Raw genomic sequence first — 25,555 nt, forward strand, 5'->3', positions numbered from 1 at the left:
GGCGGGGAACGGTGCGCCACAGGGGTTGCCTGTCTGGGGGCGCACGCTCTCGACCGCATTCGCTGGATCAGCGAGACGTTCGGCTCCTACCAAGCTAGGCCAGCCCGCCCTGTATGTCTCGGCGATTACTCGGACTTCCTACTATCTGAGACGGCCGGGCCCGCCGTGGAGCACCACAGGACCCGCCCGGACGCTTCCCCGCCCGTCCGCTTCAGCCCTTCTGCGCCCGGAGTTCCCTGATCAGGGCCCTGACGGCCAGGGTGGACGCCGCTTCCGGCGTGGTGACGTACCCCACGCGCCGCACCGGCCGCCGCGGGCCGAGAGCGGTGATCTCCACCGCGTCCGTGGCCTCCCGGAGCGACAGCTCGGGCAAGATCGCCATCCCCAGCCCGCGGCCGACCATGGTGAGCACCATCGCGTCGTCCTCGGCCTTGACCGTGGCGCCGGGGATCCAGTCCTGGGCGCGCCACCAGTCACGGGTGTGGGAACCGCAGTTCTCGTCCCAGTCCAGCAGGGGCAGTTCGCGCGGGTTCGGGTGCCCGGCCGGATGCACCAGGGCGTACGCCTCCTCCAGGAGCACCCCGGTCAGCAGGCCGTGCGGCCCGGCCGGCCCGGGCGGTACGTCGCCGGGCCCGCCCAGGGTTGCGATGCCCAGGTCCGCGCGGCCCGCGGCCACCTCGCCCGCGCTGCCGGCGCCCAGTTCGCGCACCACCCGTACCTCGGGCCGGATACCGGGGTGCAGCGCCGTCAGCCGCTCCAGGGCGGGCGGCAGCAGGTGGAGGGCGGCGCTGCGGAAGGCGGCGACGCGCAGCGGTCCGGCGACGGTGTCCCGGCCCGGGTCCCCCGTGGCGCCGCGCACCTCGGCGCCCATCACCTCGTACAGGCGCAGGATCCGACGGGCGTGGGCGACGGCACGTTCCCCGGCGGGGGTGGGCCGGGCGCCCGTACGGCCGCGCTCGAAGAGGACGACGCCGAGTTTGGCCTCGCTGCCGCGCACCGAGTGGGAGACGGCTGACTGGGTCAGCCCCAGGGTCTCGGCGGCGGCCGAGAAGCCGCCCGTCTCGGCGACCGCGACGAGCACCCGCAGTTCCCGCGGCAACAGCTCCACAGGCCTCCCCCTCGTTCCATGAGCCCCGTTCATGGATGGCTCGCGTCCATGAACGCAACCCCCTGCCCGGCCCGGGGATTCCTTCCTAGCCTCCTGATCATGACCTCCCCGACCGCGTACGCCGTCCACCAGATCGCCCGCCCCACCGGCGTCCCGACCGCCGCCGACTTCACCATCGCTTCCTTCCCCGTCCCCTCCCCCGCCCCGGGCACCGCCCTGGTGGAGAACCTGCTGCTCTCCGTGGACCCCTACCACCGCGGGCTGATGGACGGCGGTGAGGACGGCTTCGTCCTGGGCACCCCGCTCGAAGGCCGCTCGGTGGGCCGGGTCGTCGCCTCCCGCGACCCGGGGCTGCGCGAGGGCGACCTCGTCTTCCACCGGGAGGGCTGGCGCACGCACGCGCTCGTCACCCGGGGGGTCGCCGGGACCCGCGTCCTGCGGGGCCACGAGGGCGTCCCGCTGGAGGCCTACCTGAGCATCCTGGGCGGCACCGGCCTGACCGCCTACGCGGCCCTGACCCGCACAGCGCGGCTGCGCGCGGGCGAGGACCTCTTCGTCTCGGCCGCCGCGGGCGGCGTCGGCACCGCCACCGGCCACATCGCCCGGCTGCTCGGCGCGCGCCGCGTCATCGGCAGCGCGGGCTCGGCGGCCAAGGTGGCCCATCTGACCGGGACCCTGGGCTTCGACGCGGCCTTCGACCACCACGACGGACCGGTCGGCGAGCAGCTGGCCGTGGCGGCCCCGGACGGCATCGACGTGTACGTGGACAACGTCGGCGGCGACCACCTGGAGGGGGCGATCGAGGCGCTGCGGGAGCACGGCCGGATCGCCTGGGTGGGCGCGATCTCGATGTACAACGGGGACCGCTCGCCCGCCGCGCCGCGCAACCTCTTCGAGGTCGTGCACAAATCGCTGCGCCTGGAAGGGGTATTGGTTCGAAACCACACCAATTTGCAGGACGAGCTGGAGGACTTCCTCGTCCCGCACCTGCGCAGTGGCCGGATCGGTGCCGACACCACGGTTGTCCAGGGCTTCGAGCACACCGTGGAGGCCTTCCTGGGCATGCTCCGAGGCGACAACCTGGGCAAGATGCTGGTCCGGGTCGCCGACTGAATCTCTGCCGCGCGAAGTTCACCGAACCCTTACCGCACGGCTGTAGACCTTTGGCGCACGCGCCGCCACTCTTGCGCCTGACGTGCCGACAGGGCACCCGAGTGGGGAGTGGTGGCCAGTGACTCCGATCAGCCGCAGAGGATTCGTGGGTATCGGCGCGGGGCTGGTGGCGGGGGCCGCCCTGCCCCCGCTCACGGCGACGGCGGCCGCGGCCGCCGCCACCGGCACGATCACCGATGTGAAGCACGTGGTGATCCTCATGCAGGAGAACCGCAGCTTCGACCACTACTTCGGCAGGTTGAAGGGGGTCCGGGGCTTCGGTGACCGCGCCGCGGGCAACATCCCGGGCGGCTGGGGCACGTTCAACCAGCCCAACTGGGGCGGCCGCCACTACCCCTGGAAGCTCAGCTCCACTCCGGCCGTCGGCGGAGTCGACGGCGAGACGCTCGCGCAGTGCAACGGCGACCTGCCGCACAGCTGGTCCTCGCAGCACGCGGCCTGGAACAAGGGCCGGATGGACAACTTCGTCACCGGCGTCGGCAACACCCGCACCCTCGGCTACCTCGACCGCGGCGACATCCCCTTCCACTACGCCCTCGCGGACCAGTACACCGTCTGCGACGCCTACTTCTGCTCCACCCTCAGCGCCACCGGCCCCAACCGCACCTTCCTGTGGAGCGGCAAGGTCGAGGCGGGCAGCAAGGACGGCGGCGACGAGTCCGGACTGACCTGGGAGACCTACGCGGAGGCCCTCCAGCGGGCCGGCCTGAGCTGGAAGGTCTACCAGAACGCCCAGGACAACTACGGCGACAACGGCCTGGCCTACTTCAAGAAGTTCACCGACGCCGCCCCCGGCAACCCGCTGTGGGACCGGGGCATGGGATCGGTGCCCAAGGTCACCGGCTCCACCCCCGACGACATCGCGGCCGCCATCCGCGCGGACGTGGTCGCGGGCACCCTCCCCCAGGTCTCCTGGGTCGTGGCCAGCGAGGCCTTCTCCGAGCACCCCTACGCCCCGCCCGGCGACGGCGCTCACTTCGTGGACCTGGTCTACCGGGCGCTCGCGGCCGACCCTGAGGTCTTCGACTCCACCGTCCTCTTCCTCAACTACGACGAGAACGACGGCTTCTTCGACCACGTCCCCCCGCCGGTCGCCCCGCCCGGCACGCCCGGCGAGTACATCGACGGCACCCCGATCGGCCTCGGCTTCCGCGTCCCGATGATCGTCATGTCCCCCTGGACGCGCGGTGGCTGGGTCAGCTCCGAGGTCTTCGACCACACCTCGGTCCTCCGGTTCATGGAGACCTGGACCGCGGCCCTCGGCACCCCCGCCACCTGTCCCAACATCAGCGCTTGGCGCCGCAAGGTGACCGGCGACCTCACCGGCGTCTTCGACTTCGCCCACCCCGTGTACGGAGTCCCCGGCGGCCTCCCGTCCACCGCGAAGGTGATCGGGCAGTCGACCTGCGGCCCGCTCTCCAACCCGGTCCCCCAGGACAACGCCCTGCCGGTGCAGGAAGCCGGGACCCGCCCGGCGCGCGCCCTGCCGTACCAGGTGAACGGCAACCTGGACCGCTTCGAGTTCGGCGCCGCGGGCAAGATCCTCGCCTGGTTCTCGATGACCAACCAGGGCGCCCAGGCGAAGAGCGCGGCGCACTTCCAGATCCGCCCGCACCAGTACCGCGACACCGCGTCCTGGGAGTACACCGTCGACCCGGGCGGCTCAGCGAGCGACTACTTCAACATCGGCCTCGGCAGCGGCTCCGGCAAGTACGACCTCTCGATGGTCGGCCCCAACCGCTTCCTGCGCCGCTTCACCGGTGACACCACGAAGGCGGGCAGGTCGATCGAGGTCGCCGCCCGCTACGCGACCGAGCCGGGGACCGGCAAGACCGCCCTCTACTTCAAGCTGACCAACGCCTCCGCGTCGCCGGTCACCTTCACCATCCGCTCCAACGCCTACCGCACGGACGGTCCCTGGACCTACGCGGTGGCCGCGAACTCCTCCCGCGAGGACTACTTCAACGTGGTGGCCTACGCCAACGGCTGGTACGACTTCACCGTCCTGGCGGACTCCGACGGCACCTGGTCGCGCCGCTACACGGGCCACATAGAGACGGGCGCCCCGAGCGTCAGCGGCTGAGCCGGCCTGATCCAACGGGCGGCTCAGAGCACGTCCCCGTCCCGCCAGTCGAAGTCGAGCCGCCCGGTGTGGTCCAGCAGGATCCCGCCGGGCGGGGTCCACACGTACGTCGACCCCTCCTCCCCGGCGAGCCGCTCGGGCCCGCCGGGGCCGAGGACGCCGAGCTCCCCGCCCCACACCCGCCAGCCCCGGCCCGCGTACAGCGCGGCCCCCTCCTCGGACGCCGAGAGCGCCCCGAGGACGTAGGCCCGCGCGATCACCCCCTCCAGCGCCGCCACGACCGCCGCGCCCAGCCCCCGGCGGCGGCGCTCCGGCCGGACGGCCACGGCCTCGACGTACCCCGTGCGCAGGGACCGGCCGCGGTACAGCGCCCGGCGCATGACGACGCTCCCGTGCGCGACGAGCCGCCCCTCCTCGCGGACCAGGGCGTGCATCCCGCCGAGGGCGTGCTCGAAGTCGAGGTCGTCGAAATCCCCGCGGAAGGCCTCGTCGAGCAGGCCCCGCACCGCGCCCAGTTCCCCCTCGTCCAGCTGCGCGGTGTGCCGCAGCGAGACGTGCCGTCCGGATGCCCCGTCCTCGTCAGCCATCCGGGGACCGTACCAAGCGGCCCCGCCCCGCATCCCGCCCCGTATCCGCTATGCAGACACGCAATGTCACCCACCGGCCGGATTCGGCCGACACGGCTCTGGCGGTCTGGACCATTGGCTCGGCACACTCCCCCCATGTCTCCCGATACCCAGCAGTGGACCCCGATCCACGGCCAGCCGTACCGTCCCGCCCCCTACCGCCCCGAGCGGATGCCGGCCGGGGAATCCCTCGCGCGCGCCGCCGAGTTGCGCGGGCGGATGGACGAGCGCAGGACCGTACGCCACTTCTCCCCCGACCCGGTGCCCGAGCAGGTGGTCCGGGACGCCATCGCGTGCGCGGCGACGGCGCCCTCCGGGGCGCACCAGCAGCCGTGGACCTTCGTCCTGGTCAAGGATCCGGCCGTCCGGGAACAGATCCGCGCGGCCGCCGAGCAGGAGGAGGAACTGTCGTACGACGGCCGGCTCGGCGACGAGTGGCTCGCCGCCCTGCGCCCCATCGGCACGGACGCCGTCAAGACCCACCTGACCGACGCCCCGGCCCTGATCGTGGTCTTCCAGCAGCGCTACTGGCTCGGCGAGGACGGCACGAAGCACAAGCACTACTACGTCGACGAGTCGGTGGGCATCGCGGTCGGCATGCTCCTGTCCGCCCTCCACCTCTGCGGCCTGGCGGCCCTGATCCACACGCCGAGCCCGATGCGTTTCCTGGGCCAGGTCCTGAACCGCCCGGAGAACGAAAAGGCCTTCGCGGTCATCCCGGTCGGCTACCCCGCCGCCGACTGCGAGGTCCCGGACCTGATCCGCAAGTCCCTGGACCAGGTCCTGGTCGAGGTCTGAATGGGACCGCCCCCGCTCCGGACTTGGGGGTACCGGAGCGGGGGCGGGGTTCTGCGGGGCCGGGAGCGGCCCGGGGGGCGTCAGCCCATGTGCGGGTAGCCGTACTCGGTCGGCGGGACCAGGGTCTCCTTGATGGAGCGGGTCGAGGTCCAGCGCAGCAGGTTGGAGGCCGCGCCCGCCTTGTCGTTCGTGCCGGACGCGCGGCCGCCGCCGAAGGGCTGCTGGCCGACGACGGCGCCGGTCGACTTGTCGTTGATGTAGAAGTTGCCCGCGGCGAAGCGGAGCTTGTCCATCGCGTCGGCCGCCGCGTAGCGGTCCTGGGCGATGACGGCGCCGGTCAGCGCGTACGCCGACACCGACTCCATCTGCTCCAGCATCGCGTCGAAGGCGTCGTCCTCGTAGACGTGGACGGCCAGGATCGGGCCGAAGTACTCGGTCGTGAAGACCTCGTTCGCCGGGTCGGTACAGGCGATGACGGTCGGGCGGACGAAGTAGCCCGTCGTGTCGTCGTACGTGCCGCCCGCGACGATCTCGCAGGTCGGGTCGGCCTTCGCCCGGTCGATCGCGGCCTTGTTCTTCGCGAAGGAGCGCTCGTCGATGACCGCGCCGATGAAGTTCGACAGGTCGCGGACGTCACCCATGGTGATGCCGTCGACCTCCGCCGCGAACTCCTCCTTGAAGCCGTCGTTCCAGATCGAGGCCGGGACGTAGGCGCGGGAGGAGGCCGAGCACTTCTGGCCCTGGTACTCGAAGGAGCCGCGGGTCAGGGCGGTCTTCAGGATCGCGCGGTCCGCGGACGGGTGCGCGACGACGAAGTCCTTGCCGCCGGTCTCGCCGACCAGGCGCGGGTAGGACTTGTAGTTCTCGATGTTGTTGCCGACGGACTTCCACAGGTGCTGGAAGGTCTTGGTCGAGCCGGTGAAGTGGATGCCGGCCAGCTCGGGGTGGTTCAGCGCCACCTCGGAGACGGCGATGCCGTCGCCGGTGACCAGGTTGATGACGCCCTTGGGCAGACCGGCGGCCTCCAGCAGCTCCATGAGGAGGACCGCGGAGTGGGTCTGGGTCGGGGACGGCTTCCACAGGACCACGTTGCCCATCAGGGCGGGGGCGGTCGGCAGGTTGCCCGCGATGGCCGTGAAGTTGAACGGCGTGATCGCGTAGACGAAGCCTTCCAGCGGGCGGTGGTCGCTGCGGTTCCACACGCCGGCGGAGTTCGCGACCGGCTGCTCGGCCAGGATCTGGCGGGCGAAGTGGACGTTGAAGCGCCAGAAGTCGACGAGCTCGCAGGGGGTGTCGATCTCGGCCTGCTGGGCGGTCTTCGACTGGCCGAGCATGGTCGAGGCGGCCAGCTTCTCGCGCCAGGGGCCGGACAGCAGCTCGGCGGCGCGCAGGATGATCGCCGCGCGGTCGTCGAAGTCCATCGCGCGCCAGGCCGGGGCGGCGGCGAGGGCGGCGTCGATGGCGTCCTGCGCGTCGGCCTGCGTGGCGTTGGCGTAGGTACCGATGACGGAGGCGTGGTCGTGCGGCTGCACGACGTCGAAGCGGTCGCCGCCGCCCATCCGCTTCTCGCCGTTGATGGTCATCGGCAGGTCGATCGGGTTCTCGGCCAGCTGCTTGAGCTGGAATTCGAGGCGCGCGCGCTCCGGGGTGCCGGGGGCGTACGAGTGGACCGGCTCGTTGACCGGCGCGGGGACCTGGGTCACAGCATCCATGGGGCTGGTAACTCCTTGAGCTAGGTCTGGCTAGTTCTTGGTGATCATCGAGCGGACGAAGAAGAGGAGGTTGGCGGGCTTCTCCGCGAGGCGGCGCATGAAGTAGCCGTACCAGTCCGTGCCGTACGCCGTGTAGACGCGCATCCGGTGGCCCTCCGCGGCGAGCCGCAGGTGCTCGTCGCTGCGGATGCCGTACAGCATCTGGAACTCGTACTCGTCGGGCTTGCGCCCGGCCTGGCGGGCCAGCTCCTGGGCGATGGCGATCAGGCGCGGGTCGTGGGACCCGATCATCGGGTAACCCTCGCCCTCCATCAGCGTCTTCAGGATGCGGACGTACGCCTTGTCCGTCTCGGCCTTGTTCTGGTAGGCGACCTCGGCGGGCTCCTTGTAGGCGCCCTTCACGATCCGGACGCGGCTGCCGGCGGCGGCCAGGCGGCGGGCGTCGGCCTCGGTGCGGAAGAGGTACGCCTGGATCACGCAGCCGGTCTGCGGGAAGTCCCGGCGCAGCTCCTCGTGGATGGCGAACATCGAGTCGAGGGTGGTGTGGTCCTCGGCGTCGAGCGTGACGGTGGTGCCGATGGCGGCGGCGGCCTCGACGACCGGGCGGACGTTGGCGAGGGCCAGCTCGTGGCCCCCTTCCAGCGCCTGGCCGAACATGGAGAGCTTGACCGACATCTCGGCGCGCTCGCCGAGGCCCAGCTCGGCGAGGCGCTCGACGAGCCGGAGGTAGGCGTCGCGGGCGGCGTGCGACTGCTCGACGGTGGTGATGTCCTCACCGACGACGTCGAGGGTGACCTCCAGGCCCTTCTGCGTGAGGTCCACGACGATCGGGATGACCTGGTCGACCGTCTCGCCGGGGATGAACCGGTTCACCACGGGCTTGGTCACCGGAGCGGCGGAAACGATGCGGCGCATCTTGTCGCTGCGCGAAGCGGCAAGGATCGCGGGACCCAGCACGGGCACCTCCAACGGGTGGCAGACGTGAAAAGAATGGCAAGCAAGACCACCGTGAAACCTAGGGACCGCCTCGATCCTCTGCCATCGACAGCTGTCACGCATCCGTGGCCGCGATCTCATACAGATGTCTGAAGGGCGGCCGGGCGGGTGGGAGAATGGCCGGGTGAAAGGCGATTACCAGGACCTGGTGGACGAGATCTCGGCGCTGCTCGGCGCCCCGGCGACGCTGGAGAACCGGGACTTCCGCCTGATCGCCTTCGGTGCGCACGACAGCGAGGACGACCTCGCGATGGACCCGGTGCGGACCCGCTCGATCCTGACCCGCCAGTCGACGGCGGCGGTGCGGGCGTGGTTCGAGGGGTTCGGCATCACCCGGGCGACCGGACCGGTACGGATTCCCGCGGCGCCGGAGGCGGGGGTCCTGCGCGGGAGGATCTGCCTGCCCGTGCGCTACCGCGGGATCGCCCAGGGGTACGTGTGGCTCCTGGACGCCGATCCGGGGCCCGGGCCGGACCAGCTGGCCGCGGCCCTGGAGGTGGCCGAGCGGATCGGCGTCCTGATGGCCCAGGAGGCGAAGGCGGGAGCCGACCTGTCCCGGGAGTTCCGCGCGGTGCTCACCGCCGGGCGGGGCTGGCAGCGGGACATGGCGGTGGCCGCGCTCCGGGTGGCCCTGGGTCCGGACGCGGAGGGCCCGCACGCGGTGGTGTGCGTGACCCCCTGGAGCGGGCGGAACGGGCAGGCTCCGCCCTCGGTGCCTGGGGCCGCGGCCGTGTGCCTGGTCCCTCGGGCCCCGGGGGACGACGGCGCCGAGGGGCCCGCGGGCCTCGCGCTGGCGGTCCTGGTGCGGCTGCGGACCGCGGACCTGCTGACCCCGGCGCACACCACGGCGGCCCGGCTGCTCGCGGGGGACGCCGCGGCCGCGGCGGGCGGGTCCGCGACCGCCGGGATCGGGGTCCCCCGGGCCGGGCTGGCCGGGCTGCCCGGCGCCTGGGAGCAGGCGGTGGCGGCGGCCCGGGCGGCGGCCGCGCAGCCCCTGCTGGGGCCGGTCGCCGAGTGGTCGCAGATCGGCCCCTACCGGATGCTGGCGGCGCTGGCGGCGGCCCCCGGGCTGGCGCGGGACGACCCGGCGGCCCGCGCCCTGCTGGAGCCGGCCCACGCCGAGCTGGCCCGCACGGCGGAGGTGTACCTCGACTGCGCCGGCCAGGCGGGCCGCACGGCGACGGCCCTCGGCATCCACCGCCAGACCCTGTACTACCGGCTGGCCCGGGTGGAGAAGCTGACGGGCCTGGACCTGGACGCGGGCGAGGACCGGCTGCTGCTCCACATGGCCCTCAAGGCGTCCCGGCTGAGCGGCTGAACCGCCGGGGGCCCGCGCCCGTACGCCGAAGGGCCCGGGGGTCTGCCCCGGGCCCTTCTTTCACACCTTCGTGTCGGGCGTCGGTCAGCCCAGGTTGACGGAGCGGGCGGAGACCGCGCCGATCTCCTCGGAGATGGCCGCGAGGACCTCGACCGGCACCTCGGCGTCCACGGTGAGCACGCCGAGCGCCTCGCCGCCCTCCTCGGCACGGGCGACCTGCATGCCCGCGATGTTCAGACCGGCCTCGCCCAGCAGGCGGCCGACCGCACCGACGACGCCGGGGCGGTCGGTGTAGCGCAGGACGACCATGTGGTCGGCGAGCGACAGGTCCACGTCGTACGCGCCGATGCCGACGATCTTCTGGAGGTGCTTGGGACCGGCGAGGGTGCCGGAGACCGAGATCTCCTGACCGTCCGACAGGGTGCCGCGCACGGTGACCACGTTGCGGTGGTCCGGGGACTCCGACGAGGTGGTCAGGCGCACTTCGACGCCGCGCTCCTGCGCGAACAGCGGCGCGTTCACGTAGGAGACCGTCTCGTCGACGACGTCCTCGAACACGCCCTTGAGCGCGGAGAGTTCGAGCACCTTCACGTCGTGCTGGGTGATCTCGCCGCAGACCTCGACATCGAGGCGGACCGCGACCTCGCCCGCGAGGGCGGTGAAGATGCGGCCGAGCTTCTCGGCGAGCGGCAGGCCCGGACGCACGTCCTCGGCGATGACGCCGCCCTGCACGTTGACCGCGTCGGGGACGAGTTCACCGGCGAGCGCGAGGCGCACCGACTTGGCGACCGAGACGCCGGCCTTCTCCTGGGCCTCGTCCGTGGAGGCGCCGAGGTGCGGGGTGCAGACGACCTGGTCCAGCTCGAACAGCGGGGAATCCGTGCAGGGTTCGTTCGCGTACACGTCGAGGCCGGCGCCCGCGACGCGGCCCTCCTTGATGGCCGAGTACAGCGCGGCCTCGTCCACGATCCCGCCGCGGGCGGCGTTGACGATGCGCACGGACGGCTTCACCTTGTGCAGGGCCTCGTCACCGATGAGACCGAGGGTCTCCGGGGTCTTGGGCAGGTGCACGGTGATGAAGTCGGCGACCTCCAACAGCTCGTCCAGCGTCAGCATCTTGACGCCCATCTGGGCGGCGCGCGCGGGCTGTACGTAGGGGTCGTAGGCGACGATCTTCATGCCGAAGGCCGACATGCGCTGGGCGACCAGGACGCCGATGCGGCCGAGGCCGACGACACCGAGGGTCTTCTCGCTCAGCTCGACGCCGGTGTACTTGTTCCGCTTCCACTCGCCGTTCTTCAGGGCGGTGTTGGCCTGCGGGATGTTGCGCGCCGTGGCGACGAGCAGGCCGCAGGCCAGCTCGGCGGCGGTGACGATGTTGGAGGTCGGAGCGTTGACGACCATCACGCCGGCCTTGGTGGCGGACGAGACGTCGACGTTGTCCAGACCGACGCCCGCGCGGGCGACGACCCTCAGCTTCTTCGCGGCGGCGATGGCCTCGGCGTCCACCTTGGTCGCGGAGCGCACCAGGATCGCGTCGGCGTCGGCGATCGCGGGCAGCAGCTCCGCGCGGTCGGCGCCGTTGCAGTGCCGGATCTCGAAATCGGGGCCCAGGGCCTCGACCGTGGCGGGCGACAGCTCTTCGGCGATGAGTACGACAGGTTTCGAGCTCACGTGGGTCCTCACAAGTCCATTGCGGACGGCCGTCCCGACGGCCGCAGGCGTGGAGGGGGTAGCCGCGTGGAAGACGCACGACACTGTGGGCCTGACGCGTTGTCTGTGCAGTGTAATGGCGTTGCGGGACCGCTATTCCGCCTGTCCGGAAGGATCACCCGTCCGTGGTTGGCCGGGGTGGACAAGGCAGTGCACCGGGAAGACCTGGATCCGGCGGAGCCGGGTACGCGGCGGGTGCCGGGACGGCGCGTCCCGGCCCCCGCCGCGCGGGGCTCAGCTCTCGTCGTTGTCGACCCAGCTCATCAGCTTGCGCAGCTTCTTGCCGGTGGTCTCGAGCAGGTGCTCCTCGTCGGCCTTCTTGTACTCGTTGTACTTCGGCAGACCGGCCTTGTACTCGGCCATCCAGTTGTTGGCGAAGGTGCCGTCCTGGATCTCGGCGAGGACCTTCTTCATCTCGGCCTTGGTGGCGTCGGTGATGACGCGCGGGCCGGTGATGTAGTCGCCCCACTCGGCGGTCTCGGAGACCGACCAGCGCATCTTCTCCAGGCCGCCCTCGTACATGAGGTCCACGATGAGCTTCAGCTCGTGGAGGCACTCGAAGTACGCGATCTCCGGCTGGTAGCCGGCCTCGGTCAGGGTCTCGAAACCGGCCTTGACCAGGGCGGAGGCGCCACCGCAGAGGACGGCCTGCTCACCGAACAGGTCGGTCTCGGTCTCCTCGGTGAAGGTGGTCTTGATGACGCCGGCGCGGGTGCCGCCGATGCCGGCCGCGTAGGACAGGGCCAGCTCGAAGGCCTTGCCGGTCGCGTCCTGCTCGACCGCCGCGATGCACGGGACGCCGCGGCCCTCTTCGTACTGGCGGCGGACCAGGTGGCCCGGGCCCTTGGGGGCGACCAGGGCGACGTCCACGTCCGCGGGCGGCTGGATGAAGCCGTAGCGGATGTTGAAGCCGTGACCGAAGAAGAGCGCGTCGCCGGCCTTGAGGTTGTCCTTGATGGACGCCTCGTAGACCTCGGCCTGGATCGGGTCCGGGGTCAGGATCATGATGACGTCGGCCCAGGCCGAGGCCTCGGCAACGGAGACGACCGTCAGGCCCTGCTCCTCGGCCTTGGCCTTGGACTTGGAGCCCTCCTGGAGACCGACGCGGACGTCGACACCGGAGTCGCGCAGGGACAGCGCGTGGGCGTGGCCCTGGCTGCCGTAGCCAATGACCGCGACCTTGCGGCCCTGGATGATGGACAGGTCGGCGTCGTTCTCGTAGAACAGCTCGGCCACTGGGATATCTCCTTGGTGCGCTGGTGTTGCACCCACCGTACGGCGGGGAACGGAATCAGAGGTTTCAAGTCTCGCTATGCGAGCAGATGTCACTGCCGCTATGCGAGCAGATGTCACTGCCGCCATGCGAGCGGGTGGCGGGGCTGCCTGCTCGCTCAGCGGTGGATCAGGCGCTGCGGTCGAGCGCGCGCAGGCTGCGGTCCGTGATGGACCGGCCGCCACGCCCTATGGCGATCGTGCCGGACTGCACGAGTTCCTTGATGCCGAAGGGCTCCAGCATCTTCAGCATCGCGCCGAGCTTGTCGGTGCCGCCGGTCGCCTCGATGGTGACGGCCTCCGGGGACACGTCGACCGTCTTGGCACGGAACAGCTGGACGATCTCGACGATCTGCGAGCGGGTCTCGTTGTCGGCGCGGACCTTCACCAGGACGAGCTCGCGCTCGATGGCGTTGTGCTGCTCCAGCTCGACGATCTTGAGCACGTTGACCAGCTTGTTGAGCTGCTTGGTCACCTGTTCGAGAGGGAGGTCCTCGACGTTGACGACGATGGTGATGCGGGAGATGTCGGGGTGCTCCGTGACACCGACCGCCAGCGAGTCGATGTTGAACCCGCGGCGGGAGAACAGCGCGGCGATCCGGGCGAGGATGCCGGGCGTGTTCTCGACCAGGACGGAGAGCGTGTGCTTGGACATGTCGGTCGTTCTCTCTTTCGCTCTTCGCTCAGTCGTCTTCGTTGTCGCCGAAGTCGGGACGGACGCCCCGCGCGGCCAGGACCTCGTCGTTCGAGGTGCCCGCGGCGACCATCGGCCACACCATGGCGTCCTCGTGGACGATGAAGTCGATGACCACCGGACGGTCGTTGATCGCGTTGGCCTCGGCGATGACCCGGTCCAGGTCGGCCGGGTCCTCGCAGCGCAGCGCCACGCAGCCCATGGCCTCGGACAGCTTGACGAAGTCGGGGACGCGGGTGCCCTTGCGGGGGGCGCTGGACTCGCCGAGCTGCGAGCCGACCGCCGTGCCCTGACCGGTTTCGTCGGCGTGCAGGACGGTGTTGGAGTACCGCTGGTTGTAGAACAGGGTCTGCCACTGGCGGACCATGCCCAGCGCGCCGTTGTTGATGATCGCGACCTTGATCGGGATGTTGTTCAGCGCACAGGTGACCAGTTCCTGATTGGTCATCTGGAAGCAGCCGTCGCCGTCGATCGCCCAGACCGTGCGCTCCGGCATGCCGACCTTGGCGCCCATCGCGGCCGGGACCGCGTAGCCCATGGTTCCGGCGCCGCCGGAGTTCAGCCAGGTGCGGGGCTCCTCGTAGTTCACGAAGTGCGAGGCCCACATCTGGTGCTGGCCGACGCCCGCCGCGAAGATCGTGCTCTTCGGCGCGAGCGCGCCGATCCGCTCGATGACCTGCTGCGGCGACAGCATGCCGTCCTCGGGCAGGTCGTAGCCCAGCGGGTAGGTCTCGCGCCAGCGGTTGAGGTCCTTCCACCAGGCGGTGTAGTCACCGGCGTGGCCCTCGGTGTGCTCGGCCTGGACGGCCTGGACCAGGTCGGCGATGACCTCGCGGGCGTCGCCGACGATCGGGACGTCGACGGCGCGGTTCTTGCCGATCTCGGCGGGGTCGATGTCCGCGTGGATGATCTTCGCGAAGGGGGCGAAGCTGTCCAGCTTGCCGGTGACGCGGTCGTCGAAGCGGGTGCCGAGGGCGATCAGCAGGTCGGCCTTCTGCAGGGCGGTGACCGCGGTGACGGCGCCGTGCATGCCGGGCATGCCCACGTGCAGCGGGTGGCTGTCGGGGAAGGAGCCGAGCGCCATCAGGGTGGTGGTGACCGGGACGCCGGTCAGCTCGGCGAGGACCTTCAGCTCGGCGGTCGCGCCGGACTTCATGATGCCGCCGCCGACGTACAGGACCGGGCGCTTGGCCTGGCAGATGAGCTTGGCCGCCTCGCGGATCTGCTTGGCGTGCGGCTTGGTGACCGGCCGATAGCCCGGCAGGTCCTGGGTCGGCGGCCAGCTGAAGGTGGTCTTCGCCTGGAGCGCGTCCTTGGCGATGTCGACCAGGACCGGGCCGGGACGGCCGGTGGAGGCGATGTGGAACGCCTCGGCGATCGTCCGCGGGATGTCCTCGGCCCTGGTGACCAGGAAGTTGTGCTTGGTGATCGGCATGGTGATGCCGACGATGTCCGCCTCCTGGAAGGCGTCGGTGCCGATCGCCTTGGAGGAGACCTGACCGGTGATCGCGACGAGCGGCACGGAGTCCATGTGCGCGTCGGCGATCGGGGTGACGAGGTTGGTGGCGCCGGGCCCCGAGGTGGCCATGCAGACGCCGACCTTGCCGGTGGCCTGCGCGTAGCCGGTGGCGGCGTGACCGGCGCCCTGCTCGTGGCGGACCAGGATGTGACGGACCTTCCGGCTGTCCATCATCGGGTCGTACGCGGGGAGGATGGCGCCGCCCGGGATGCCGAAGACGGTGTCGCACCCCACCTCTTCGAGAGAGCGGATGAGGGACTGCGCACCCGTGACGTGCTCAACTGCGGCGGTGTGGGATCCGCCGTTACGGGCCCGCGGCTGCGGATGGTGGGCCCCGGTGGCCTGCTCGGTCATCGGCATTCTCTTCTCGAAGCTGAGGGTTTTTGCGAGGGTTCGGTGTGTGCCAGTGCAACAAAAAACCCCTCGTGCCGGGAGGCAAGCGAGGGGAGCGCGTCGGGTGCGTTGAGCGGGGGCATGAGTGACCCTGCTTCAGCCGACGCGCTTTCCAAGTACGAGAATTCGGGTGCGCATGGCACTGACCCTCCCTCCGGCGGGAGGTCGGTGTCAAGCGGGTGGGACGGGCGTCTCATTATGTGAGCCCCTATGGATGGCCATCGGTCCGCCGAGTGAGCCGCCGGCCAAGGCAGGCTGGGCCGCCCCGCCCGGTACAGGGAACGTACCGCGCACGAGGGCGCGGCGCAGCCGGTACTCGTCGAGAGGCCCGGAGAAGGCCATTCCCTGCCCGTGCGTGCAGCCCATCGCGCGCAGTGCGGCGAGCTGCTCGGGGAGGTCCACCCCGTCCGCCACCGACTGCATTCCCAGATCATTTGCGATCCGCAACAGACCTGCGGTGATCTTGTGCAGCCTGGCCGATTCGACCACCCCTTCGACCAGCCCGCGGTCCAGTTTGAGTACGTCGACCGGGAGCCGGCGGAGGGCGCTGATGGCCGCGTAACCGCTGCCGAAGCCGTCCAGGGCGATCCGGACGCCGAGCCGCCGCAAGGCCGTCAGGCGGCGCTCCAGCTCGTCGAAGGGCACACGGGGGTCACTGTCCGCGAGTTCGATCACCAGCCCGCCCGAGGGCAGGCCGTGCCGGGCGAGCAGGGATTCGACCGAGCCGCCCGGCACCGACCGGTCCAGCAGCCGCTGGGCGGTCATCCGGACGGCGACCGGTACGTCGTGTCCGGACCGGTGGCGTTCGGCGGCCTGGTCCATCGCCTCCTCCAGCAGCCAGCGGCTCAGCTCGGCTGCCCGGGAAGCGTCCGGGACCGCGGTCGGCACCGGCCCGCAGGGCCCGCCGGGACCCACCGCGCCCTCGCTGTATTCGGCCACCCGGAGGAACTCGGCGGGAGTGAAGAGGATCCCCTGGGCCGAGCGCCAGCGGGCCTGCGCGGCCACCGCCGTGACCTCACCGCTGGCCAGGCAGACGACGGGCTGGTGGAGCAGCGCGAACTCGCCCTCGTGGAGCGCGGTGCGCAGCCGCCCCGCCAGCTCCGCCTTGCGGACCACCTCCGCCTGCATCTGGGGCGCGTACAGCTCGACCCGGTTCTTGCCGCCGGCCTTGGCCCGGTACATGGCCAGGTCCGCGTTGCGCATCAGGTCCGAAGGGGTGATGCCGGGGTCGGCGAAGGCCACCCCGATACTGGCGGCGACCCGGACATCACTGCCCGCGATCCGGTAGGGCTGGGAGAGCGTGGTGCGCAGCCGGTCGGCGATCTCGTGGACCTGGTATTCGCGGGCGGAGCGGTCCCGGCTGCCGTCGCCGATGATCAGTGCGGCGAACTCGTCCCCGCCGAGCCGGGCGGCGGTGTCCCCGGCGCGGACGGAGTCCTGCAGGCGGCGGGCGGCCTCGATCAGGAGTTCGTCGCCGGCCTGGTGGCCGATGGTGTCGTTGACCGCCTTGAAGCCGTCGAGGTCGATGAAGAGCACGGCGGTGCTGTGGTCCCCGGCCCGGCGGCCGGTCAGGGCCTGGCGGACCCGGCGGGTGAACAGGGCCCGGTTGGGCAGGTCGGTCAGCGGGTCGTGTTCGGCGCTGTGCTGGAGCTGGGCCTGGAGCCGGACCCTTTCGGTGACGTCCCGGCTGTTGAGGATGAGCCCGCCCTGGTGCCGGTTGACGGTGGACTCCACATTGAGCCATTCGCCCGCGCCGGACCTGAAGCGGCACTCGATGCGGGTGGTGGGCTCCTCGGCGGGCGGGGCGGCGAGGAAGCGGCGCACCTCGTGGACCACCCGGCCGAGGTCCTCGGGGTGGATCAGCGAGGAGAGCTCCCGGCCGACCAGGTCCTCGGCCTCCCGGCCGTAGACCCCGGCGGCGGCGGGGCTGACGTAGCGCAGTATCCCGGTGGGCGCGGCGATCATGATGACGTCGCTGGAGCCCTGGACCAGGGACCGGAAGTGGTTCTCCTTCTGGGCCAGTTCCTGGGTCAGGGCGATGTTGTCGAGGAGCATGATGCCCTGCCGGATGACCAGGGCCAGTACGACGGTGCAGCCGGTGAGGACGACCATGCGGTCGACCTTCCGGCCCTCGATCACGTTGTAGAGGATCCCCAGGGTGCACACGGCGGCGGCGAGGTACGGGGTGAGCGCGGGCAGCGAGCCGGTGATCGGGCGGCTGACCGGGCGCACCTCGCGCGCGTGCGCGAAGAGCAGCTCGCTGCCGCCGCGGGCCGCGCCGCGCCGGGCGGCGGCCGTGCGTCCCGCTCCGCCGCCGCGCGCGGGACGCGGGGCGCGCGGGACGGGCCTGCTCCGGGGTGCCTCGGGTACCGGGTGCGTCCGCGGGGCGCCCCAGGGCGCGTAGGCCAGCAGCAGGGAGCCGGCGAACCAGCCCGCGTCGAGCAGCTGCCCGGACTGGTAGTGGGCGCTCAGCAGCGGCGAGGTGAAGAGGGCGTCGCTGAGCACGGTGAGCGCGAGGGCCGCGATGGCGGTGTTGACGGCCGAGCGGTTGGTCGCGGACCGGCGGAAGTGCAGCACGAGCACCATCGAGACCAGCGCGATGTCCAGCAGCGGGTAGGCCAGGGACAGTGCGGCCCGCGGGACGCTGCCGAGGGCGCCCGACTGGGCGGTCCGGGCGGCGTGCGCGAGGGCCAGGCTCCAGGAGAGCGTCAGCAGGGATCCGGCGATGAGCCAGGAGTCGAGTGCGAGGCAGACCCAGCCGGCCCGGTTGACGGGGCGCTTGGCGAGGACGAGGAGTCCGACGATGGCGGACGGGGCGAAGCAGAGGAAGGCGAAGTCGGCGACCGAGGGCTTCGGCACTTCCTGGCCGAGGACGACCTCGTACCAGCCCCAGACGAGGTTGCCGACGGCGGCCATGAGCGAGGAGAACGCGAACAGCAGCCAGGCGGGGCGTTCGCGGCGGCCGATGGTCCTCGCGTAGTGGTAGCAGGAGACCGCGGCCAGTAACCCGGCGGCGCTGAGGCCGAAGTCGCCCATGATCTCGGCGGCTTCCTTGGAACCCCAGCCGACGGCGGCCCCTACGGCGTAGCCGGCGCTGATCACGGCGAGGAGGAGCTGCGCTGCCAGGCCCTTGCCGCCACTGGCGGCCGGCGGCCGGGTCAGGAGGGCGCCGGGGGCGCTCACCGGTCCGCCTCGGTGGCTGGTTTCGGTACGCGCTGTCGTCGCTTGCGGCGGCTGTGCCGCGCCGGATCCTTCGCCCATTGGCCGTACATCGCCCGTCGCCCCCCAAAGTGTCCGATCACTCCCCAGCGCCAGACGAACGCGCTGCATCCCCTTGCTCCGGACGATACACCACTTTCGTCACTCAGGGACATAGAGCTTCTACTCTCCGTCACCACCAAGGGAGTTGCACGCACGGCACGCGTTCACCCGGCTACACAAGGTGTGCGAGCCGGCCTCATTTGGTCGTCAGCACCGTGTTCGAGAGCGGCTCCCCGGCGGCCAGCGCGGAGAGCTGACGGGCCACCAGCCGCTTGGCCCGCGGCTCGAACGCCGAGCTGCTGCCACCGACATGAGGGGTGATCAGGACATTACGAGCATGCCAGAGCGGGTGCCCCGGGAGCAGCGGTTCGGGGTCGGTGACGTCCAGGGCCGCCCGCAGCCGTCCCGCGTCCAGCTCCGCCAGCAGCGCATCCGTGTCGACGACCGGGCCGCGGGCGACGTTGACGAGCAGCGCCCCGTCCCGCATCCGGGCCAGGAACCCGGCGTCGGCCAGCCCCCGGGTCTCCTCGGTGAGCGGGGTGGAAAGGATCACGACGTCTGCGCCGGGCAGCAGTCCGGGCAGGTCGGCGAGGGCGTGCACCGGCCCGCGGGCGGCCGTGCGCGCCGAGCGGGCCACGCGGGTGATCCGGGCGCATTCGAAGGGCGCGAGCCGGTCCTCGATGGCGGCGCCGATGGACCCGTAGCCCACGATGAGGACGGACTTGTCGGCGAGGGCCTCGTAGAAGCCGGAGCGCCACTCCTCCCGGTCCTGGCCGCGGACCATGCCGGGGATTCCGCGCAGGGAGGCGAGGACCAGGGTGAGGGCGAGTTCGGCGGTGCTGGCCTCGTGCACGCCGCGGGCGTTGCACAGGTGCACGCCGGGCCGCAGGACGTCCAGGCCGCCCAGGACGTGGTCGATGCCGGCGGTCAGGGTCTGGACCGCGCGCACCTCGGGCATGTGCGCGAGCGGGCGCACCGTGACGGCCGGGGACTTCATGTAGGGCGTGACGTAGAAGACGCAGGCGGCCGGATCGGCCGGGAACTCCTCCTCGCCGTCCCAGTGCCGGTAGCGGTAGCGGTCGGGGAGACCCTTGATCTCTTCGGCGGGGAAGGGCAGCCAGACGTCCGCGGTCTTTGAAGTCATGATCACGAGGCTATGCGAAGCGGTGGTGATCAAGCCGTTAGTTTGGGTGGCGGAGCGGGAGGGGGACCGAGGAGTGGAGCGCAGGTCGATCGGGGCGTCGGCGCTGACGGTGGGCGCCATCGGGCTCGGCTGCATGCCGATGAGCTGGGGGTACGCCGCCTCGGGGCGCGAGGGCGCCGAATCGCTGCGGACGGTGCACACCGCGCTGGACCTGGGCGCGAACCTGCTGGACACGGCCGACATCTACGGGCCCTACACGAACGAGCTGCTGGTGGGCCGGGTGCTGCGGGAACGGCGCGCGGACGCGTTCGTATCGGCCAAGGTGGGCCTGCGGACGGGAGACCAGCACGTGGTGGCCGACGGTCGGCCCGGGTACGTGCGGCGGGCCTGCGACGCCTCGCTGCGGCGGCTGCGGACCGACGTCATAGACCTCTACCAGCTGCACCGGGTGGACCCGGACGTTCCGGTGGAGGAGACCTGGGGCGCCATGGCGGAGCTGGTGGGCGCGGGGAAGGTGCGCGCGCTGGGGTTCTGCGCGCTGGGGGCGGGCGCGGGGCCGGGGGCCGGGCGCCTCGGGGACCGCGCGTACACGGTGACACTGCGCCATCTGGAGCGGGCGCAGCAGGTGTTCCCGGTGAGCGCGGTGCAGGCGGAGCTGTCGGTGTGGTCGCCGCAGGCGGCCTGGCAGCTGCTGCCGTGGTGCCGCACGCGCGGCGTGGGACTGCTGGCCGCGATGCCCATGGGAAGCGGCTTCCTGACCGGAACGCTGACGCCGGGGCAGGGCTTCGAGGAGACGGACGCGCGGGCCCGGCACCCCCGGTTCACGGCGGACGCGATGGCGGCCAACCAGGTTCTGGTGGCGGGGCTGCGGCGGATAGCTCAGCGGCACGAGGGGCCGGGCGGGCGGCCCGCGACGGTGGCCCAGGTGGCGCTGGCGTGGGTACTGGCCCAGGGGCCGCAGGTGGTGCCGGTGCCGGGGGCCGAGCGGGCCTGCTGGGCGGCGGAGAACGCGGGGGCGGCGGAGGTCCGGCTGACGGCGCGGGACCTGGAGGAGATCGCGGGGCTGCCGGCGGCGGTGGGAGCCTGGGATTAGGGGGTGTCCGGTGGGATGATCTGCCCTCTTCCCCGTTCGGAGGGCGCCCATCCCCACTCGATCGAGTGTACGAAGTGGCGGAACTTCGCCGACTCTCCGGGCTGTTGAGACAGGTGACCGGCAGGATCGTCGGGGTCGCCGGGATCCACGGTCGACGGGCGAGGGGCACGGAAGGGAGCAGGGCGATGGGTACGGGAGCGATGCGGGGCCGCGCGGTACGGGGCGGGGTTCGGAGCGAGGCGGTGCGGGGCGCGGAGGGCGGGAGCGGGTCCGCCGGGCTCTTGGCCGCGGGAAGCGGGGCCACCGGGGGCGCGGCCTCCGGGAGCGCGGCCGGGCGGGGCGTGTGGGCGGCGGTGGCGCTGGCCGGGTGCGGGGCGCTGCTGGCGGCGGGATGCGGTCCGGCCGGGGGGCCCGGGTCCGGGGCGCCGGCGGGTTCGTCACCACCGGCGCGGGGTGCGGCGAGTCCGTCGGGGGGCGGTACGGCCTCCCCCACGCCCTCGGGGCCGCCCGCGAAGGGTTCGGTGACGGTGTCCGGCGAGGTAGCCAAGGGCCTGGAGTCGCCGTGGGGCGTGGCCGCGCTGCCGGACGGTGACCTGCTGGTGGCCTCGCGGGACAAGGGCACGATCTCCCGGGTCGGGACGAAGACGGGGAAGGTGACGGAGATCGGGAAGGTCTCCGGGGTGGCTCCGGGCGGCGAGGGCGGGCTGCTCGGACTGGCCGTGTCCCCGTCGTACGCCTCGGACCGGCTGGTGTACGTGTACTTCACGACGGAGTCCGACAACAGGATCGCCCGGCTCAGGTACGACGAGCAGAGACAGCCCGGCCAGCAACTGGGCGCTCCGGACACGGTGTTCCGGGGCATCCCGAAGGGGCTCGTGCACAACGGCGGCCGGATCGCCTTCGGCCCGGACAAGATGCTCTACGCGGGGACGGGCGAGACCGGGGAGACCGGGCTCGCACAGGACAAGAAGTCGCTGGGCGGGAAGATCCTGCGGATGACGCCGGACGGGCAGCCGGTGCACGGCAATCCGGAGGCCGACTCGGTCGTCTACTCCTCGGGGCACCGCAATGTGCAGGGGCTCGCGTGGGACAAGGACAAGCGGCTGTGGGCCTCGGAGTTCGGCCAGGACACCTGGGACGAGCTGAATCTGATCGAGCCGGGCGGCAACTACGGCTGGCCGGAGGCCGAGGGGAAGGCGGGCAAGCCGGGGTTCATCGATCCGGTGGCCCAGTGGAAGACCGACGACGCCTCGCCGAGCGGGATCGCCTACGCCCAGGGGTCGATCTGGATGGCCGGGCTGAAGGGTGCCCGGCTGTGGCGGATCCCGCTGGAGGGCACGAAGCCGCTGGCGGAGCCGGAGGCCTTCCTCCAGGGGACGTACGGGCGGCTGCGGACGGTGGTGGCGCTCGGCGGGGACAAGCTGCTGCTGGTGACCAGCGAGACGGACGGGCGCGGGACGTCGGAGCCGGGAGACGACCGGATCCTGAGCCTCACGGTGCGCTGACCGACCACCGGCCGGCCCGGGCGCGGAACGGACCGGCGCAGGCCGGATGAGCAAGGGGCGACCTAGGAGGGGGCGGGGGTGAAGAGGCGCAGGCGGTGGGCGAGGGCGGCCGCTTCGCCGCGGCCGGCGACGCCGAGCTTGGCCAGGATGTTCGAGACGTGGACGCTGGCCGTCTTCGGGGAGATGAAGAGTTCCCCGGCTATCTGACGGTTGCTGTGGCCCACCGCGACCAGGCGCAGGACCTCCCGCTCGCGGCTGGTCAGGCCGAGGCTCTCGGCCGGGTCGGGCGCGGACGCGGGGTGGGCCGGGGCGGCACGCTCGTCGGGGGCGGTGAGCTGGAGGCGGCCGCGCCGGGCGAGCAGGGCCAGGTCGTCGCGGAGCCGGAGCGAGCCCAGTTGCTCGGCGGTGGCGTGGGCCGCGCGGACCAGGCCGGCGGCGTGCTCCCGGTCGCCGCCCGCGGCCAGCAGCGATTCGGCGAACCGGTGGCGGGCCCGGGCCAGGAGGTACGGGCGATCCAGCGGCCGGACCGCGGCCTCGACGGCGGTCCAGTGGGCGGGGGTGTCGCGGTCCTCGGCGCGGAGCAGTTCGGCGCTGACGAAGGCGGCGTGCGCGGCCCACAGCGGCACCGGGGCGGCCAGGGCGCGGGTGGCGCTGCGCAGGGTCTCCACCGCCTCGGCGTGACCCGCGGCGGCCGCCGGCAGGCCCCGGGCGTCGGCCTCGGCGGAGGCAGCCGCGAGCAGCAGGGGCCACGCGTAGCGGTGGTGGCCGAGCGGGAAGCCGTGCCCGATCGCCTCCGCGACCTCGGTGCGGACGTCGGCGATCCGGCCCTCCAGGGCGGCCACGCCGACCGCCAGGCGGTACATGGGGATCCGGTGCTGGGGCTGGGTGTCGTGCGTGCCGAAGTGCTCGTGGGCGGCGGCCAGCCACTCGGCGGCCGCATCCAGGTCACCGCGGGCCAGGGCGAGGTAGGACAGGCGTGCGCAGGCCATGCCGCGCGGGGCGGCGCTCTGGCTGACGCGCAGGGTGCGCTGGGCGGCTTCGGTGGCCTCGTCCCACCGGCCGAGGCTGTAGAGGCTCTCCGCCATGTTGCCGCGGACCCACGCCTCGGAGTCCAGGAGCCGGGAGGCTCCGACGAGCTGGACCCCTTCTTCCGCCAGTTGTACCGCTTCCCGTGAGCGGCCGTTGTTTTCGAGCTGAGAGGTGAGGTTGATATGGGCACGACCCGAGAGCATGACCAGGCCGAGTTCGGCGGCCCGTTCCTTGACCTCGTACATCAGGGCGAGGCCGCCCGCCACGTCGCCGGCGTCCGCGAGCAGGGAGCCGAGGGTGATCCGGGAGTGCAGTTCCACTTCCTGGGCGCCGACCCTGTGCGCGTATTCGACGGCGCGTTCGGCGGCCGCGATGTTGTCCAGGCCGGGGTTGTGCAGCATCCCCCAGCCCGCCGCGCGGGAGAGCACGTCGGCGTGCACGTGGGACGGGGGCAGCCCCTCGACGAGTGCCTGTGCGGTGCTCAGTTCGGCCCATCCGTCGCCGCGGCCCAGACTGGCGACCAGCTTGGAGCGTTCGGTCCAGAACCATGCGGAGCGCAGCGGGTCGTCCTCGTCCCCCAGCATCCGCAGGGCCATCTTGGTTATCTTCAGGGCGCGTTCGCGTTCGCCGCCGAAGCGGGCCGCGACGGTGGCCTCGGCCAGCAGGTCGAGGCGGCGCAGCGGGGTGGTCTGCGGGTCGCAGCCGCACGGCGGGTACACCTCCGTGTAGTCCGCGGGGCGGAGCTCCGCGCGGACCTCCGCCGGGGCGCTCTCCCACAGGTCGATGGCCCGGTCCAGCAGCCTGAGCTGCTCGGAGTAGGCGTGCCGGCGGCGGGCGGCGACGGAGGCGGCGAGCACGGCGGGCAGGGCCTTGGCCGCGTCGTTGGCGTAGTACCAGTAGCTCGCGAGCCGGATGGTCCGCTCCGAGGCGCAGACGAGGCTTTCGTCGGCCTCCATGGCCTGGGCGTAGCGGCGGTTGACGCGGGCGCGTTCGCCGGGCAGCAGGTCGTCGCTGACGGCTTCGCGGACGAGCGAGTGCCGGAAGCGGTAGCCGTCGTTGTCGGCACTGGCCAGCAGGATGTTGGCGCCCACGGCGGCGCGCAGCGCCTCGATCAGGGCGTCCTCGGTCAGCTGGGCGACGGCGAGCAGCAGGTCGTGTTCGACGGTGGAGCCGCCCTCGGCGACGATGCGGACCACGCGCTGGGCGGCGTCGGGCAGCACCTCGACGCGGACGAGCAGCAGGTCGCGCAGGGATTCGGTGAGGCCGGTGCGGCAGCCGCTCTCGCGGCAGGCGACGAGTTCCTCGACGAAGAAGGCGTTGCCGTCGGAGCGGTCGAAGACGGAGGCGACCAGGGCTTCTTCGGGCGGCGCGGCCAGGATGCCGGCGAGCTGGCGGCGTACTTCGGCCCGGTTGAAGCGGGGCAGTTCGATCCGCTGGACGGTGCGCAGCCGGTCGAGTTCGGCCAGCAGTGGGCGCAGCGGGTGGCGGCGGTGGATGTCGTCGGCGCGGTAGGTGGCGACGATGACGAGGCGGCCGCTGGAGAGGGTGCGCAGGAGGTAGGCGAGGAGGTGCCGGGTCGAGGTGTCCGACCAGTGCAGGTCTTCCAGGACGATGACGACGCTGCGGTCGGCGGCGAGCCGCTCCAGCAGGCGTACGGTCAGTTCGAAGAGCCGGGCGGTGCTCTCCTCGTCGTGCGGTCCCCGGGGGGTGTCGCCGAGTTCGGGGAGGATCCGGGCGAGTTCGTCCTCCTGGCCCGCGGCCGCGGCGGTCAGCGCCTCGGGGAGCTGACGGCGCAGGCTGCGCAGGGCAGCGGAAAAGGGGGCGAAAGGAAGGCCCTCCGCCCCTATCTCCACACAACCGCCGACGGCGACGACGGCGCCGCGCCGCTCGGCCTCGCAGAGGAACTCCTCGGTGAGGCGGGTCTTGCCGACCCCGGCCTCGCCCCCGATGAGGAGCGCTTGCGGTTCCGCGGCCGCGGCCCGGGTCAACGCGTCGGTGAGTACGGCCAGTTCGTCGGCGCGGCCGACGAACACCGGGCTGACAGATCTGGTCTCCACGCCGCCGAGCATCGCACAGCGGTCCGGGTGACCGGCACTGGTTATCGGTGCGCTCCTCATC

The 25,555-nt window shown here is 72.1% G+C and carries 17 protein-coding genes; 6 read left to right on the plus strand and 11 right to left on the minus strand.

The features are described 5' to 3' along the window. Positions 1 to 211: 211 nt before the first annotated feature. Positions 212 to 1,141 (minus strand): LysR family transcriptional regulator, encoded by a 930-nt coding sequence (locus ABZY31_RS21300; RefSeq protein ID WP_356412623.1) that lies wholly within the window; start codon positions 1,139 to 1,141, stop codon positions 212 to 214. A gap of 66 nt (positions 1,142 to 1,207) precedes the next feature. On the opposite strand from ABZY31_RS21300, the gene ABZY31_RS21305 reads away from it, so the two are divergent. Then, the gene (locus tag ABZY31_RS21305) at positions 1,208 to 2,221 is read left to right on the plus strand and encodes an NADP-dependent oxidoreductase (RefSeq protein WP_356412625.1); all 1,014 of its coding nucleotides are present in this window, start codon (positions 1,208 to 1,210) and stop codon (positions 2,219 to 2,221) included. 118 nt (positions 2,222 to 2,339) lie between these two features. Continuing rightward, positions 2,340 to 4,364 carry a phosphocholine-specific phospholipase C gene (locus ABZY31_RS21310; RefSeq protein ID WP_356412626.1) on the plus strand — a complete coding sequence of 675 codons (2,025 nt, stop codon included), beginning with the start codon at positions 2,340 to 2,342 and terminating at the stop codon, positions 4,362 to 4,364. A 23-nt stretch (positions 4,365 to 4,387) separates the two neighbouring features. Here ABZY31_RS21310 and ABZY31_RS21315 read toward each other — a convergent pair whose 3' ends face one another. Further along, on the minus strand, positions 4,388 to 4,951 hold the full coding sequence (locus ABZY31_RS21315) for a GNAT family N-acetyltransferase (RefSeq protein WP_356412628.1): 564 nt from the start codon (positions 4,949 to 4,951) through the stop codon (positions 4,388 to 4,390). A gap of 135 nt (positions 4,952 to 5,086) precedes the next feature. On the opposite strand from ABZY31_RS21315, the gene ABZY31_RS21320 reads away from it, so the two are divergent. After that, positions 5,087 to 5,788 (plus strand): nitroreductase family protein, encoded by a 702-nt coding sequence (locus tag ABZY31_RS21320; protein ID WP_356412630.1) that lies wholly within the window; start codon positions 5,087 to 5,089, stop codon positions 5,786 to 5,788. Between the two features lie 80 nt (positions 5,789 to 5,868). Here ABZY31_RS21320 and pruA read toward each other — a convergent pair whose 3' ends face one another. Continuing rightward, entirely contained in the window at positions 5,869 to 7,500 is a 1,632-nt protein-coding gene (gene pruA / locus ABZY31_RS21325; RefSeq protein ID WP_356412632.1) for an L-glutamate gamma-semialdehyde dehydrogenase, read from the minus strand. A gap of 30 nt (positions 7,501 to 7,530) precedes the next feature. Then, the gene (locus tag ABZY31_RS21330) at positions 7,531 to 8,457 is read right to left on the minus strand and encodes a proline dehydrogenase family protein (RefSeq protein WP_356412633.1); all 927 of its coding nucleotides are present in this window, start codon (positions 8,455 to 8,457) and stop codon (positions 7,531 to 7,533) included. 163 nt (positions 8,458 to 8,620) lie between these two features. Between ABZY31_RS21330 and ABZY31_RS21335 the strand changes: the two genes are divergently transcribed. Continuing rightward, positions 8,621 to 9,814 carry a helix-turn-helix domain-containing protein gene (locus ABZY31_RS21335; RefSeq protein ID WP_356412635.1) on the plus strand — a complete coding sequence of 398 codons (1,194 nt, stop codon included), beginning with the start codon at positions 8,621 to 8,623 and terminating at the stop codon, positions 9,812 to 9,814. 84 nt (positions 9,815 to 9,898) lie between these two features. Here the strand turns inward: ABZY31_RS21335 and serA are convergent, their stop codons facing one another. The 6 genes from serA to ABZY31_RS21365 form a co-directional block, all read right to left on the minus strand. Beyond that, positions 9,899 to 11,488: a phosphoglycerate dehydrogenase gene (gene serA, locus ABZY31_RS21340; RefSeq protein WP_356412636.1), complete on the minus strand. Its 1,590-nt coding sequence runs from the start codon at positions 11,486 to 11,488 to the stop codon at positions 9,899 to 9,901. Positions 11,489 to 11,761: 273 nt separating this feature from the next. Further along, positions 11,762 to 12,763 carry a ketol-acid reductoisomerase gene (gene ilvC / locus ABZY31_RS21345; RefSeq protein ID WP_330332796.1) on the minus strand — a complete coding sequence of 334 codons (1,002 nt, stop codon included), beginning with the start codon at positions 12,761 to 12,763 and terminating at the stop codon, positions 11,762 to 11,764. Positions 12,764 to 12,929: 166 nt separating this feature from the next. Continuing rightward, a complete protein-coding gene (gene ilvN / locus ABZY31_RS21350; protein WP_053677671.1) occupies positions 12,930 to 13,454 on the minus strand; it encodes an acetolactate synthase small subunit in 525 nt (174 codons plus the stop codon). Between the two features lie 28 nt (positions 13,455 to 13,482). Beyond that, complete coding sequence (locus ABZY31_RS21355) at positions 13,483 to 15,372, minus strand: acetolactate synthase large subunit (protein ID WP_356412638.1); 1,890 nt, start codon at positions 15,370 to 15,372, stop codon at positions 13,483 to 13,485. Positions 15,373 to 15,576: 204 nt separating this feature from the next. Continuing rightward, a complete protein-coding gene (locus ABZY31_RS21360) occupies positions 15,577 to 18,588 on the minus strand; it encodes an EAL domain-containing protein (protein WP_356412640.1) in 3,012 nt (1,003 codons plus the stop codon). Positions 18,589 to 18,862: 274 nt separating this feature from the next. Beyond that, on the minus strand, positions 18,863 to 19,810 hold the full coding sequence (locus tag ABZY31_RS21365) for a 2-hydroxyacid dehydrogenase (protein WP_356412642.1): 948 nt from the start codon (positions 19,808 to 19,810) through the stop codon (positions 18,863 to 18,865). 73 nt (positions 19,811 to 19,883) lie between these two features. On the opposite strand from ABZY31_RS21365, the gene ABZY31_RS21370 reads away from it, so the two are divergent. Then, the gene (locus ABZY31_RS21370; protein ID WP_356412669.1) at positions 19,884 to 20,903 is read left to right on the plus strand and encodes an aldo/keto reductase; all 1,020 of its coding nucleotides are present in this window, start codon (positions 19,884 to 19,886) and stop codon (positions 20,901 to 20,903) included. Between the two features lie 377 nt (positions 20,904 to 21,280). Beyond that, on the plus strand, positions 21,281 to 22,408 hold the full coding sequence (locus tag ABZY31_RS21375) for a PQQ-dependent sugar dehydrogenase (RefSeq protein WP_356412670.1): 1,128 nt from the start codon (positions 21,281 to 21,283) through the stop codon (positions 22,406 to 22,408). 62 nt (positions 22,409 to 22,470) lie between these two features. Here ABZY31_RS21375 and ABZY31_RS21380 read toward each other — a convergent pair whose 3' ends face one another. Beyond that, positions 22,471 to 25,506 carry an AAA family ATPase gene (locus ABZY31_RS21380; RefSeq protein ID WP_356412671.1) on the minus strand — a complete coding sequence of 1,012 codons (3,036 nt, stop codon included), beginning with the start codon at positions 25,504 to 25,506 and terminating at the stop codon, positions 22,471 to 22,473. Between the last annotated feature and the right edge of the window lie 49 nt (positions 25,507 to 25,555).

The organism is Streptomyces sp. NPDC006529 (assembly GCF_040611795.1).
Classification (GTDB): domain Bacteria; phylum Actinomycetota; class Actinomycetes; order Streptomycetales; family Streptomycetaceae; genus Streptomyces.